Source organism: Priestia sp. J2 (assembly GCF_020790095.1).
GTDB lineage: Bacteria > Bacillota > Bacilli > Bacillales > Bacillaceae_H > Priestia > Priestia zanthoxyli.
Genome location: NZ_CP086209.1, coordinates 75,650 through 89,125, shown reverse-complemented (window position 1 = coordinate 89,125; position 13,476 = coordinate 75,650). Strand labels below are relative to the sequence as shown.

Sequence of the window (13,476 nt, the reverse complement as noted above, 5' to 3'; positions counted from 1 at the left end):
TATTAAGGAACCATTTTTGTTTAATTATCTAAGTTTCTTTTCAACAATTTCATCCTGAAGTTTTTCAATAAAGCTATCTAAATTGAACGTTTCAGACTTTTCTTCACCGTGTTTTCGTACGTTTACGGAGTTGCTTTCCATTTCCTTATCTCCTAATACCAAAATATAAGGAACTTTCGCCACTTGAGCTTCTCGAATCTTATATCCGAGCTTTTGTTCTCGATTATCTAATTCTACTCGAATCCCTTTCTTTCCTAAAGCTTCTTTAATCTCTTGGGCATATTCCTGATGAACCTTTAGGGAAACTGGAATAACCTTTACTTGTACAGGTGCCAACCATGTTGGGAAGACGCCTCCAAAGTGCTCAATTAAAATGCCAAAGAAACGGTCAAGGGATCCAAAAATAGCACGATGAATGACAACTGGACGCTGTTTTTCGTTCTTTTCGTTAATATAATTCAAATCAAATTTTTCTGGTAGCTGGAAGTCTAATTGAATCGTTGCACATTGATGACTTCTTTTTAAGGCATCTTTAATATGAAAATCGATTTTAGGACCATAAAATGCTCCGTCGCCTTCGTTCAATTTATAATCAAAGTTCAACTTTCTTAATACGTTTTCTAAGGAGTTTTCAGCAAGTTCCCATAAGCTATCCTCTCCCATGGAGTCTTCTGGTCGAGTTGAAAGTTCAATACTATATTCAAAACCAAATGTCTTGTAGATATAATCCACTAATTCAATGACCGATTTAATTTCACTTTCAATTTGTTCAGGAGTAACAAAGATATGAGCATCGTCCTGACAAAACGTACGTACTCTTAATAATCCATTTAGAGCCCCACTGAATTCGTGACGGTGAACTTGACCGAATTCTCCCATTCGAATGGGTAAATCTCTATAGGAATGGAGCTTATTTTTAAAGATAAGCATATGACCAGGACAGTTCATGGGCTTTAATGCAAATTTAGCGTTATCCACTTCTGAAAAATACATATTATCCTTATAATGATCCCAGTGACCAGACTTTTCCCATAATTGTTGATTCATCATAAAAGGAGTACGTACTTCTTCATAATTATGCTTTTCTTGAACGGATCGTAGGAATTGCTCCAGCTGATTTTTAACCATTTGTCCTTTAGCTAGATAAAAAGGCATTCCAGGTGCTTCATCAGAAAACATAAATAATTCTAGTTCATTTCCCAATTTTCTATGGTCTCTTTTCGCTGCTTCTTCTAGAAACATCAGATACTCATTTAACTGTTTTTGAGAACGAAAAGCTACGCCATATACACGTTGTAACATTTGGTTATCGCTGTTACCTCTCCAGTATGCTCCTGATACTTTTGTTAATTTAAACGCCTTAACCATTCCAGTAGAAGGTAGGTGAGGGCCTCGACATAAATCGAAAAATTCCCCTTGTTTATAAATCGTAACTGTTTCATTCATAGGGATATCACGTAATAATTCGAGTTTCAACTCGTCGTTTATTTCGCTAAATATTTTTTCAGCTTCACTGCGTGTCACTTCAGTACGTTCAATAGGGTGATTTTCATTAATAATTTTCTTCATTTCATGTTCAAGTTGTAGCAACTCATTAGAAGCAATCGTTGTAGAAAGATCCATATCGTAATAAAATCCATCTTCAATAACTGGTCCTACACCTAATTTCACATTCTTATGTACTCTTTTTACAGCCTGAGCAAGTATGTGAGCTGTTGTATGCCTCATAATCTCTAGACCTTCGTCAGAATCTACTGTTAAAATTTCGATTTCTGCATTTTGATTAATGGCTCGATGCAAATCATACAATTCTCCATTTACTTTACCCGCAATAGCTTTCTTCTTTAGGCTAGAACTAATGGATTCTGCAATAGCATGTAATGTAATACCTTTTGAAAATTCTTTCTCATTTCCATCTAAAAAGCGAATTTGAATTAAATCTTTACTCATGATAACCTCTCCTATTTAAATAAAGTCAAAAAAAACATACTCGTCCCTAAGTAAGGGACGAGTATGTTTTCACACGTGGTACCACCCAAATTCCCATCAATATAAAAATATATTGATGGCTCTGGTGCTGTAACGTCGCAAACGTTATTAATTACTACTAGTTCACTAATAAAGCTCCAAGGTGGTAAATTATTTCTCTTTCTTAAGGGCTCACAGCCAAAGACCCTATTCTCTGCAAAGAAGTATAAAAATAATTCATGTCCTTTTCGTTGCTTATCTATTTATTTTTGAACATAAAAAACCGCACTCATCCCTCTAACAGGGACGAGTGCGGTCGTGGTACCACCCTAATTTTATAAAACACTAAAAGTGTTATATTCTCAAAAAGATAACGGATTTCCCGATTGAGGTTACTCTATCTACATATTTCCCCACAATAGCTCCAAGGTGGTAAATTATTTCTCTTTCTTAAGGGCTCACAGCCAAAGGCCCTATTCTCTGTAAAGAAATATAAAAATAATTCGTGTCCTTTTCAACGCTCAACATGTTCATTTCCAATAAATAGAATTATAATTTATATTATTTGTAAATGTCAATACTTAATTCTAAATATGTTATTAATTGGATGTTTTTGTTTAAAAAGATGGTTTATTGGTAGTTCTATTTTCACCTGTGTTTTTGGGGTTGTCCACTAGTAAATAACCAAAGATACTTATAATGCCAAACATGACACCGAACATTATAAACATGGTTTCACTTCTCAAAAATTCTAGTAATGTACCTGACAAAATGGGTCCTATAGACATACCAGTATATCTAACAAAGTTAAATACCCCCATAGCACTAGCTCGATTTTGTTCAAATTGATGGGTTAATATGGTTGCATAGGAAGGTGTTAAGATTCCAATTCCCACCCCATAAATGAATAGGCTTAGCGACATAAGTAGTAAAGAAACAGTATGTGTGAGTCCAAATCCTATAACACTAAATACGATTAAAAAATTAGTAAAGGTAAATATATTTATAAGAGAAATCTTCTTCTGAATGTATTTGAATAACAGACTTCCGGCTATAAGGCTTAGCGTCATAGGAAGATAAAGCAAGCCAACAAGTTTTAGGTTTAGATGATAGTGGTCTGTTAATAAAACGGGGAGATAAACCAGGATAGAAAAGTAAATCAAAAAGTTCAAGAAGCTTAATGACAACAATACACTTCCCATCTTATCCTTCGCCATTACAAGGTAAAAATGAAGACCGTTCCTCTTGCTTGCCTTGTGCTTTTTCTGGTCTTTAGGAAAAAACAACATATTGATAATAAGTAAAAGAATAGATATACCCACTAATGACCAGAAAACACCATCATAATTGTATCGGTCTCCTATAAATCCTCCTAAAATAGGAGCTACTGCAGGAGCAATAGATAACAAGGTTTGATAAGTTCCCATAGCACTACCTCGTTCTTCCCCATCAAAAAAATCCGTTATTGTAGCAGCTGCAATCAATGGAATGGCTGCGGTTCCGAGGGCTTGCAAAGATCGAAAAACGAGAAACAACGTAAAGTTACTTGTAACAGCACAACCAATACTAGCCAATACGGTAAGCATAAGACTAGGGAGAAGAATAAAACGACTTCCTTTAAAATCAAGAATAGTCCCGTAGACTATTTGCATAATAGCTGTAATAAAGATGAACAATGAAACAGTTAAATTAACTAATGTTGTGCTCACGTCAAATGAATCCTTAATTAACGGAATAATAGGCGAGTAAATATTTTGATTTAAAGATGCAAAAAATGCACTTATACAAACGACGTATAAGATAAAAATAGGTTTTGTATTTGTATGTCCCATATAAATCTCCTACCTTGTAAATAAGTTTTTCCATATAAAAGTATGCTTGACATTCTAAGAGCAACTAATTTGTCTATTCTTGTCTTAATTTATTAATCATTGTTTCAAGGAACTCTAATATAATTTTTTGTTTGTCATCAGAGAAATCATCAATTAAATCATAAAATTGTCGTTTCCTTTTGCTATGTAGTTTTTCGTGAAGTTCAAAAACTTGTTTTCCTTTTGCTGTTAACTTAAAGTAGACCTCTTTTTTATTGTCTGCTAATTGGAATCTTTTAATTAACTCATCTTTCGTTAATGTTCGGGTAATTTTCGTGATATTTGCTTTAGATAAATTCATCCTAGTCGCAATCCCTATGTTATTTATAGGTCCATTATTTCCAATGCATTCAATCACGTGGATGCTGCTCATGTTACTGGGTAATGTTCCTATTTCGTTCAGTTCTTTTTCATCAAGATAATCAAAAAATGTTTGGGAAACTGAATCAGCTTTTTGTTCGTTCAGGTGTAATAATTGCAAATAATTTTCGTATATTAACTGTTTAGATAATAGAGACATATTAGTTCCTTACCTTTCTAATGTATAAATAATTAATGTTCACCAGTAAACATTATACTACTAATAAGCTATTAAATGAATGTAAAATCTCTTTTCTATACAATAAAATCAGATTTCATAGTAATTAAAACCTACTATATTTGCAGGAAAAACGCTTATAAATTTACAAAATAAAGAAAAAACGTTGACTTTTACAAATATTTGGATTTAAAATAGTTTTTGTTTACTAGTGAACATTAATCGTTTAATCTTAGGAGTTGAAATAGCTATGTCACAAATTCTTTTAGAAAAAATAGCTAAGCCTTTATTTGCTATTGAACCCTTATCACAAAATTGCCAGAGAATTTTTGAAAGAAGAAACCACATATTAATCGGAATTAGCCCCTTTAACAGTAGATTTTCAGAAGAATATATTTATCGACTAATTGAGTGGAGCATTAAAGAGTTTAAGGATGTCTCTGTTCTCTTAGCTGGAAATGAGGCCGCAAACCTTTTAGAAGCTTTAGGAACTTCTAGGGTGAAAGCTGAGCGTAAAGTGAGAAAAGAAGTAAACAGAAATCGTCGATTTGCCGAAAGAGCTCTTAAAGCTCATGGTGGTAACCCTGAAGCTATTTATACATTTTCAGACTTTCTTACTCAACCGGTATATTGTGATATGCGCACTAAGATTGAAGAAAGTTTTTTACATCAACCAAACTTTCAAAATGTTTGTTTAGAAATGTCACATGCAGCAATTGTAGGAAGAGCATCTGGAACAAATATGGATATTTCAGTTATTACTTCAGAAATGTTACATAATGCTGTGCAATATGTTTTGGCTGAACTGCCGTTCTTTATTGGAGCACCTAATATTTTGGGTATTCAAGAAACTGTACTTGCTTACCATAAACCTTGGAAACTAGGTGAACAAATAAAAGATGAGCAATTTTCAATTAGAATGCAACAAAATCAAGGATATATAACTGTCGATGAAATTCATTAAATTTACACCTTTAAACTTTTAGGAGGAACCGTCTTGAATACATCATTTAAAACCTTTAGTATCTTATCAGAACAGTTTCATCAAGATCCATACCGATATTTTTCAGAACTTCGCGATTTCGATCCTATCCATTATGAGCAAAATATTGATAGCTATTTTATTAGCCGATATAAAGACGTGAGGTATGTATTACAGAATACAGAAATCTTTACGACTAAATCTCTTGCTAAACGTGCGGAACCTGTAATGCGTGGACCTGTCCTTGCACAAATGAAAGGAAAGGAACATACAGCAAAACGTAAAATTGTAGTAAAGAGTTTTATAGGTGATTCACTTAAGAGACTCATTCCTTTAATTAAAGAAAACGCAGAAGTGTTATTATCACCACACTTAAGTAAAGGTAGAATTGACTTAGTTAACGATTTTGGAAAAACTTTTGCTGTATATGTCACGATGGATATGCTAGGACTTAACAAAAAAGATCATCAACTTATCGCAGATTGGCATAGTGGAGTTGCTAACTTTATCACTACTATACAGTTGTCATCTGAAGAACGTGATCATTCATTATGGTGCAGTGAACAACTAGCAAACTACCTTTTACCCATTATAGAAGAGCGTCGACAAAACCCAAAATCAGATCTCATTTCAATATTATGTCAGTCTGAGTATGAAGGAGTTGAGATGTCCGACACGAACATTTTGGCACTTATCCTTAATGTACTATTAGCAGCTACCGAACCTGCAGACAAGACATTGGCTTTATTGATGTATTATTTATTAAATAATCCGTTACAAATGCAAGATGTGATGGAAGATCGTTCATTATTATCAAGAGCAATTGCCGAAACTCTAAGGTTTAAACCACCAGTACAACTTATACCAAGGCAATTATCGCAAGATGCGAAAATTGCCGATAAATTACTACCTAAAGGTTCAACAGTATTCTGTATGATTGGAGCTGCCAATCGAGATCCTGAAGCATTTGATAATCCTGATACTTTTAACATTCACCGTCCAGACCTTGACGTTAAAACTGCGTTTACAGGTATTGCTCGACATGTGGCTTTCGGTTCTGGCATACATAATTGTGTAGGAGCAGCATTTGCAGGAACAGAAATTGAAGTAGTAGCTAACATTGTTTTAGATCAACTAAAAAATATGAAATTAGAAGAAGGTTTCCAGTACAAAGAAAGTGGTCTTTATACACGTGGACCTGTTTCTCTTCCATTGACGTTTGATCCTATTAAAGAGTAAGTTGTTAACTTTCAGACAATTAGATAAGTGGACTTACGGCGTGCTCATTAGGCATGTCGTAAGCCTATTTCTATATTTGTTTGGTCCACTCATTTAAAAATTTTATAATTATCTTTAATTCTACGTCTGAAAACTTATTAAGTAATTCTTCATACCTTTCCTTTGCTATTTCATGCATTTTATCATGAATAGTGGCTAACTTTTCCCCTTCCTCTGTTAAAGAGTAAAAGGTTTCCCTATTATTATTAGCATTTTTGTGAGCCGTAAGGATGCCATACTGCAAAAGAGTATTAATAGCCTTAGATATTGCAGCTTTTGAGATATTAAGTTCTTTAGAAAGAAAAGCATTGTTTACATACTTATCTTTATTTATTAATGAAACAATATGTAATTGAGTAATTGTCCATTTTTTATTTGTATCATTTACACTTTGAGTTAGTTTGTTAGCTAACACTTTCCTACTTTGGACCTTTTTTTCTCTAGTCATAATTAAACACTCAATAGCTTGAAACGCTTGTTTCTGAAGAGCTTCCATACGAAACCCACCTTCTTTAATATAATTGTTAACTGGTTAACTATATAAAATAGTTTACTGGTTAACAATTTTGTTGTCAAGTTCATTTAGTTTAGTCTTTTTCTATATTATAACTTCTTGGTAGCTTATACTATCTTTATTTATAAAAAAATGATGTATAAATAGTCCCCTTTTTATACATCATCTCCTCAATTACCTATAAAGAGAACTCCGTCATATCAACGATGTATAAAAGGCTGCATAACCGATAAAATGAAAAAGCAAACGAGCCCTTGTTTACCAAGGACTCGTTTTTGGTATGTCTTCCGGAAAGAGTGTTTATGTAAACTAGCTCTGTATATGATATACATAGTGATTTCACTTAATATTATTGTTAAAATGGAATTAAAAGGATAAAAGGGGTATTCTATGGATATTAAGATCATTTTAGTGACCATTATAGCTGCATTAGTATTAGCCTATATATTTCATTCGGTTCAGAGAAAAAGAAACTCTGATAAACACATAGGGGATAAAGTTTTTAACATTGGGTTTGTCATCTCTTTGACTATAATCGCAATTAGCATTTTGGTAGTAGGCGGATGGGATGGAATGGTTTTGGGAGCACTAGGAGCGTATTTATTGTTCCCATCATTAAGTGGACTTATTTTTACCAAGCTTTTAATCAGGTATAGCTAATAAAGTGTTAACCATATTTTAAGCCTTTAGATTTATGAGTCTAAAGGCTTTTTTTGTACTGATAAGTCACATTATATTAACTACAAATGTATATTTAAAAATTAACACTTGAACCTCCGGTTACGTCAGGTATTATGATGAAATTAATTAGATTAATAATAGATTTTAAGGAGGTTATGTAAGTTGGGTAATGATTTAGGTTTCTCAATTGGTAAATTTTCTAAGAAAACGGGTGTTTCAATAAGGACGTTGCATTATTACGACGAAATAGGGCTACTCAAAGCTCAAAAAGATCTCAGTTCTGGCCATCGCCTATATGGAGAGGACCATATAGTAAAACTTCAAAAAGTCTTAGCATTAAAATTCTTAGGTTATAACCTAGAAGAAATAGGATTAATGCTAACAAATACAAATCTGAACTTAAACTTAGAGAACACTTTAATTCAACAGAAAAAAGCATTTGAGAAGAAAAAGGAGCATTTAGACAAAGTTCTGAAGGCAATTAATCAGACGATTTCTTTATTAGGTGATCAAGAGGATGTTCCAAGTGAAATATTAATTAGTTTGATTAATAACATTCAAAATGAAGAAGATCAACGTACATGGCTTGAGCATTTCACTTCTAAAGAGATTGCAGATAAGGTTTATGATAAATCTGACGAGGAGAATTTGTCCTTAGATAGAGAATTTATTGATTTATCGAGAGAAGCGAAAAGGTTAGTCGGAAAACCAGTTCATGATCCAGAAGTACAAGAGTTGGCAAATAAACATTTGCAGGCATCTCTTAAATACGTTGGTGAGGAAGCTATATATGCTTTTGGAAAATTAGAGAACGAGGAAATAGAAGATTTTCAAAGTATGATGGCCTCACCTTATACAGAGGAAGAAGAAAAATGGTTAGATCAAGTGATAGAATATTATATGGTTCAAAACGGAATGTATAATCGCAACCAACATGATGGTAAATAATTTCTTTTAAGTTAACTTATTAGTTAAGATATTTAAAGAAAGCTATAGAAAATTCTATAGGTTTCTTCTGCTACCTAGAATGCTGATTATGGTAACTAAAAATGCACGGTATATACACTAATAAATTACCTCTAAATACCTTTTATGGTAAAATTAATTAGAAAGAAAGAGAAATAATAAAGCAATATTATCTAGTTTATATAACTTCTAATGTTGTTTAGGAAAGAGGAAATAAACTTGTTTAAAAGCTTGTCATCTGTTACATACCTTTTTTTATTTATATTTTTTACATTTCTTTTTTTGCACGAATTTCTTTTTATGCCATTTATATTTAATTTTTCAATTTTAGAATATATACATCTAGAGTGGCTAGGGGTTTGGTCCATGTTTTTAGCGATAACTTTTCTTGGATTATTCCTACGAAAAGCTTACAACTTAAACACCAAAAAGACTTTGCTAATAATAGGAGGCTCAACTTTATTAGTATTTGTGATTCTTTTAATTTTACTGTTATCAGTAGCCGGACAGTTATAAAAAGTTGCTTACAATATTAAAAATATGTATAGAATACATGATTTCTAGATTAGTAATTATTTTAACTGGAATTTTATTTCCAGATGGAGGAGTGGATTAGTATGTCTGATAAAGAGAAAGAGGAATCGGAAATTGAAAAGCCTAGCCTAGATAGAGCAGGGATAAGATCTTATATGGGTAACCCAGAGAAATTCGAGTTCTCGCTTTATGGAGTCTTAATGGCCTGTGTGCCTTTAATTATAGTCGGAATTTTTATTTGGTATAACTGGTAAAGAGCTTGGATCAATTGATCCAAGCTCTTTATTGCTGCCCATAAAAAAACATTATGTAAACTGATTTTGTATATTCTATTCACTTTTCACATTGGAATTTATTAAAAAAAAGAGAAAGAACAACATAACATTTTCTTCCTGTGATAGCATCAATTTAAGTGAATTCATAAATAAATTAGGGAGAGATCATAATGACAATTCGTTTAGTGAAAGGATCAGATTATTATATAATATCTCCGTTAATTAACGATTGGTGGAATGGAAGACAAATGTCTGACTTGTTGCCAAAGCTTTTTTTTGATCATTTTAAAAATACTAGCTTTATTGTTGAAGAAGAAGGTAAAATCATAGGTTTTTTAATTGGATTCTTATCTCAATTCTACTCGAATGAAGCATATATTCACTTTGTTGGAATCGATCCGGAGTACAGGGGAAAAGGTATTGGGAAACAATTATATAATCAATTTTTCGATGTAATTAAACAAAATGGCCGCAATATTGTTCGCTGTGTGACTTCTCCTGTGAATAAAGCTTCAATTGCTTATCATACTAAAATGGGTTTTGAAATTGAACAGGGGAATAAACCAAATCAAGATAAGGTTCTATTTGTAAAGTACTTGAATTAATTCAAGTACTTTTTCTACGGATAACTGTGACTATGTAAACTAGCAATGCACATCATATATATGATTTCTTTGCATTTTTTTATTAATAATATAGACTTATTTTAATAAATGAAGAAAAGTTGGGGAGTGTTTAAGTGAATCCACTGTTATTAGATTTCCCTACGAAGTTTTATACTGAAAGGCTCTTTATAAGACTGCCTCTTCCTGGGGATGGAAAAGTTGTATCTCAAGCAATAAATGAATCTATTGAAGAATTAAAACCATGGCTGCCTTTTGCTAAAAATAAGCAAACCGTAGAAGAAGCAGAAATAAGTATTCGAAAATCTCATACAGAGTTTTTACAAAGAGAAGACTTAAGGCTTTTAATTTTTCTAAAAGAGACGGGTGACTTCGTTGGATCTTCTGGTTTACATCGTATAAATTGGAATGTTCCTAAATTTGAAATTGGTTACTGGATTAATTCTCGCTTTAGTAAGAAAGGATACATGACTGAAGCTGTTGAAGGAATTATGAATTTTGCTCTAAAAGAATTAGGGGCCAAAAGGTTAGAAATTAAATGTGACTCAAGTAATATTAAAAGTCGTGCTATACCTGAAAGACTAGGGTTTAGGCTAGAAGGTATTTTAGAAAATGATGATGTATCAGCTAATGGGTTAGACTTGAGAGACACCTGTATTTATGCAAAGGTTCTAAAGCCTAATCAGATTTAATGTATACAGTTTTAAAGGTAAGCTTAATAAGCCTCTACTTCTAGAAGAGGCTTTATTTTTATATTTAGATTTCCGATAAAAGGCGAAAAAGCTACCTTTGGGGAAGATAGCTTTTTCTACTGATAAACAAATTAGGTTGTAAGTGGAGTCCTAAAAGATTTCTTAAGTAGTTTGCTCATTATATAAGTTTTTATCAAAGTTATTTTATTACTCAATTGGACCAAGCATCTGTTGGGCCATATCTTTATACTCTTGCATCCCAGAGCTTTTAGCAAATTCAGCAACCGTAATCGCCTGTGTTGTTGCTAACTCTATGATATGCTCTTTCATAAGTGGCCACGCTTTCCCCCCTGCTTTCTCATATGCAGTAATAGCTTTTTCCAATCCAACTTCTCCAGTGAATAAATAGTGAGCAAGAAAATCACGAGATACATCTGTAACAGCTACTTCGGTCCAATCTATTAAGCCAGTGACCTCTGCTTGGTGATTAATCAAAATATGCCCCGGATGAATGTCACCATGGCTAAGACCGGTATAGTTTGGCCACATATCATCATTAGCTACCCAGGCCTCCCAACGATTTAACAGATTATTACGCACCTCATATTCATCTTTTACTTTTTGCATTTTTTCTTTCATTAACTCTCTTGCTTCAGTTGCCGTATAAATCTTAATACCAGCCTTCTCTACTACGTTTGTTGGCAGTTGATGTAACTCTGCTAACATGCGTCCGAATGATTCGTAATATGTGGACGGAATATTTTCTATATCTAAAACCCACTCGTAATTTTGAATTTTAGGATTAATGGTACCCACTGGCACTCCGTCTAATGATTTATAAGCAATGAGTTCATTGGTGAAAATTTCCCAATCGGGTGCTTGAATGGTTGTATATCGATTTACCGCATCTAAAACCTTCTTTTCTTGATTAGCTTTTGTCATAGAGTCTGGTCTGCGCGGGATTCGTAAAATCCATTTTTGTCCCTGCTCATCCTCTGCATGGGCAACTTGGAAATCTAAGCCTGATTCATTCAATTTCATTGTTTTTTCGATTACATTTAGGCCTTTTCTTTTTGCTAATTCTTTAATTTCTAGTTTATTCACCTTAATTATCCTCCCATAAATGTTCAATTTTTTTCACTTTGTTCATTGCCCTTTTTATTATCTATAGCTCTTCTTCTCACAACTAATGTTATTAATTAATAGTTATTTATCAGTATAGATCAACAATTAGAAACACAAAAAAAGCTGCAGAAATCTCTGTCTGCAGCTTAAAGTAAACAAGTATCAACGTCCATGTACTCAGTAATACCTTGAAGAAACCATAACAATGAATTGTTCAAGAAAAAAAGTACATTTTTAGGTATAACAAAAGAAAGATAGATGAACCCACCTTTTCTCATGTCACACATTGCTATGTCCGTTGAAGATTATTAAAAATGGACAGACTGATCCTGTTTACTCTGCAAGTATTAAACAGAGCCTCTGAACGTATTAAATTACTTGTTCAAAGTACGGATACGCAATCTGATTGAAGCAGTCATTTTTAATAATCCTCCTTATTGTAGAATGCTTTCATTTTATAACATAAAATTATTATTTTCAATCCCCCGATAAAAGTCTATTTTACTTATCTAAAAGGTCTAGTGCTAGGAATAATGTTTGCACGAGAATTAAAATATTAGGTCGTACTTATCAAAAAATTCACTCTATAAAGATTTATACTAATACTTTTCCGATAACACGTTTTATGTTAACTAGAAAGACACATACAAACATATACTTTAACACCGTTATATATAGGGATGTTAACTGTGGGAGTGTCTTTTTATAATGGCCAAATATGTGTTGAAGGTATAATCTGTGGATTGTTTATAGAAATAGGAATTACTTTTATAGCTTTGTTCATTGCATATGTAGTTTACGAAGCAATTTATAAAGAATAAGCAATGCATGCAAAATGGTGCATTGCTTATTTTTGTGCATCCAAAACGAGATATTTTTCAAAGAAAAAAACAGAATTAAACATATTTCAAAATACAAATTTAAATATTTTCTAATTTATGTAATAATTGTATGTGTTTATTTCCTAAATGACATTAGTAATTAACTCTGAAAGGAACGAAATAATGGATAAAGCAAAAAAGATTTTGGCATTATTTTTAGCTATTCTTATATCAACCATTATAGTACTCTCTGTTATTTTTATTAATTGGGAGCATATCTTTGGTGACACCAGACCTATAGCAAATGCTAAAGCGATGTACCAATTAGAATTTAAAGATAAGGATATAGCTGAAACGACAGATGTTGATAATAACATTATGTATTTGGTACCTAAAGGACATTTGGATACGTACATCGAAATGATGAAAAAGAAAGGGTACGTCTTAACAGAAAAAGACGATAAACATCGCACACTTTTATTAAAAAAAGGAAATACTTTCACAGAAATCTCTTATAAGAGCCTTACTTCTAGATATACCTTAATAAGTAGTCCATTTCTAAAGGAAGTTTAACTATTTACTAGCACCAAAATAGATATATGTAATTC

The 13,476-nt window shown here is 32.5% G+C and carries 13 protein-coding genes and 1 other annotated feature; of the genes, 8 read left to right on the top strand and 5 right to left on the bottom strand.

Annotation, left to right across the window (positions count from 1 at the left end):
- Positions 1–24: 24 nt before the first annotated feature.
- The 3 genes from thrS to LJY09_RS26705 all read right to left on the bottom strand — a co-directional run bounded on the left by thrS (position 25) and on the right by LJY09_RS26705 (position 4,359).
- Positions 25–1,950, bottom strand: coding sequence for a threonine--tRNA ligase (gene thrS, locus LJY09_RS26715; protein WP_228307802.1), 1,926 nt, complete (start codon positions 1,948–1,950; stop codon positions 25–27).
- 50 nt (positions 1,951–2,000) lie between these two features.
- Positions 2,001–2,229 (bottom strand) — a binding site (T-box leader).
- A gap of 356 nt (positions 2,230–2,585) precedes the next feature.
- Positions 2,586–3,800, bottom strand: a complete 1,215-nt coding sequence (locus LJY09_RS26710; RefSeq protein ID WP_209369526.1) for an MFS transporter — start codon at positions 3,798–3,800, stop codon at positions 2,586–2,588.
- Positions 3,801–3,873: 73 nt separating this feature from the next.
- Positions 3,874–4,359, bottom strand: a complete 486-nt coding sequence (locus tag LJY09_RS26705; protein ID WP_154974523.1) for a MarR family transcriptional regulator — start codon at positions 4,357–4,359, stop codon at positions 3,874–3,876.
- 268 nt (positions 4,360–4,627) lie between these two features.
- On the opposite strand from LJY09_RS26705, the gene LJY09_RS26700 reads away from it, so the two are divergent.
- Both LJY09_RS26700 and LJY09_RS26695 read left to right on the top strand, forming a co-directional pair.
- Positions 4,628–5,341: a tRNA-dependent cyclodipeptide synthase gene (locus LJY09_RS26700; protein ID WP_209369524.1), complete on the top strand. Its 714-nt coding sequence runs from the start codon at positions 4,628–4,630 to the stop codon at positions 5,339–5,341.
- A gap of 33 nt (positions 5,342–5,374) precedes the next feature.
- Positions 5,375–6,598: a pulcherriminic acid synthase gene (locus LJY09_RS26695; protein WP_154974526.1), complete on the top strand. Its 1,224-nt coding sequence runs from the start codon at positions 5,375–5,377 to the stop codon at positions 6,596–6,598.
- Positions 6,599–6,668: 70 nt separating this feature from the next.
- On the opposite strand, the gene LJY09_RS26690 is transcribed toward LJY09_RS26695, so the two are convergent.
- Positions 6,669–7,133, bottom strand: coding sequence for a MarR family transcriptional regulator (locus LJY09_RS26690; RefSeq protein ID WP_182031417.1), 465 nt, complete (start codon positions 7,131–7,133; stop codon positions 6,669–6,671).
- 408 nt (positions 7,134–7,541) lie between these two features.
- On the opposite strand from LJY09_RS26690, the gene LJY09_RS26685 reads away from it, so the two are divergent.
- The 5 genes from LJY09_RS26685 (at position 7,542) to LJY09_RS26665 (ending at position 10,922) form a co-directional block, all read left to right on the top strand.
- The gene (locus LJY09_RS26685; RefSeq protein WP_047752021.1) at positions 7,542–7,811 is read left to right on the top strand and encodes a YesK family protein; all 270 of its coding nucleotides are present in this window, start codon (positions 7,542–7,544) and stop codon (positions 7,809–7,811) included.
- Positions 7,812–7,994: 183 nt separating this feature from the next.
- Complete coding sequence (locus tag LJY09_RS26680) at positions 7,995–8,780, top strand: MerR family transcriptional regulator (RefSeq protein ID WP_047752022.1); 786 nt, start codon at positions 7,995–7,997, stop codon at positions 8,778–8,780.
- Between the two features lie 635 nt (positions 8,781–9,415).
- Entirely contained in the window at positions 9,416–9,586 is a 171-nt protein-coding gene (locus LJY09_RS26675; protein WP_157862161.1) for a hypothetical protein, read from the top strand.
- Positions 9,587–9,777: 191 nt separating this feature from the next.
- Complete coding sequence (locus LJY09_RS26670; RefSeq protein ID WP_228307801.1) at positions 9,778–10,212, top strand: GNAT family N-acetyltransferase; 435 nt, start codon at positions 9,778–9,780, stop codon at positions 10,210–10,212.
- 134 nt (positions 10,213–10,346) lie between these two features.
- A complete protein-coding gene (locus LJY09_RS26665) occupies positions 10,347–10,922 on the top strand; it encodes a GNAT family N-acetyltransferase (protein WP_047749698.1) in 576 nt (191 codons plus the stop codon).
- Positions 10,923–11,129: 207 nt separating this feature from the next.
- Here the strand turns inward: LJY09_RS26665 and LJY09_RS26660 are convergent, their stop codons facing one another.
- Positions 11,130–12,026, bottom strand: coding sequence for a macrolide 2'-phosphotransferase (locus LJY09_RS26660; protein WP_047752024.1), 897 nt, complete (start codon positions 12,024–12,026; stop codon positions 11,130–11,132).
- A 1,025-nt stretch (positions 12,027–13,051) separates the two neighbouring features.
- Between LJY09_RS26660 and LJY09_RS26655 the strand changes: the two genes are divergently transcribed.
- On the top strand, positions 13,052–13,441 hold the full coding sequence (locus LJY09_RS26655; RefSeq protein WP_047752025.1) for a hypothetical protein: 390 nt from the start codon (positions 13,052–13,054) through the stop codon (positions 13,439–13,441).
- Positions 13,442–13,476 lie beyond the last annotated feature (35 nt).

Coding starts and splice junctions, on each gene's coding strand:
- LJY09_RS26690 (WP_182031417.1), bottom strand. CDS start 7,133: ATGGAAGCTCTTCAGAAACAAGCGTTTCAAGCTATTGAGTGTTTAATT.
- LJY09_RS26675 (WP_157862161.1), top strand. CDS start 9,416: ATGTCTGATAAAGAGAAAGAGGAATCGGAAATTGAAAAGCCTAGCCTA.
- LJY09_RS26685 (WP_047752021.1), top strand. CDS start 7,542: ATGGATATTAAGATCATTTTAGTGACCATTATAGCTGCATTAGTATTA.
- LJY09_RS26705 (WP_154974523.1), bottom strand. CDS start 4,359: ATGTCTCTATTATCTAAACAGTTAATATACGAAAATTATTTGCAATTA.
- thrS (WP_228307802.1), bottom strand. CDS start 1,950: ATGAGTAAAGATTTAATTCAAATTCGCTTTTTAGATGGAAATGAGAAA.
- LJY09_RS26700 (WP_209369524.1), top strand. CDS start 4,628: ATGTCACAAATTCTTTTAGAAAAAATAGCTAAGCCTTTATTTGCTATT.
- LJY09_RS26655 (WP_047752025.1), top strand. CDS start 13,052: ATGGATAAAGCAAAAAAGATTTTGGCATTATTTTTAGCTATTCTTATA.
- LJY09_RS26670 (WP_228307801.1), top strand. CDS start 9,778: ATGACAATTCGTTTAGTGAAAGGATCAGATTATTATATAATATCTCCG.
- LJY09_RS26710 (WP_209369526.1), bottom strand. CDS start 3,800: ATGGGACATACAAATACAAAACCTATTTTTATCTTATACGTCGTTTGT.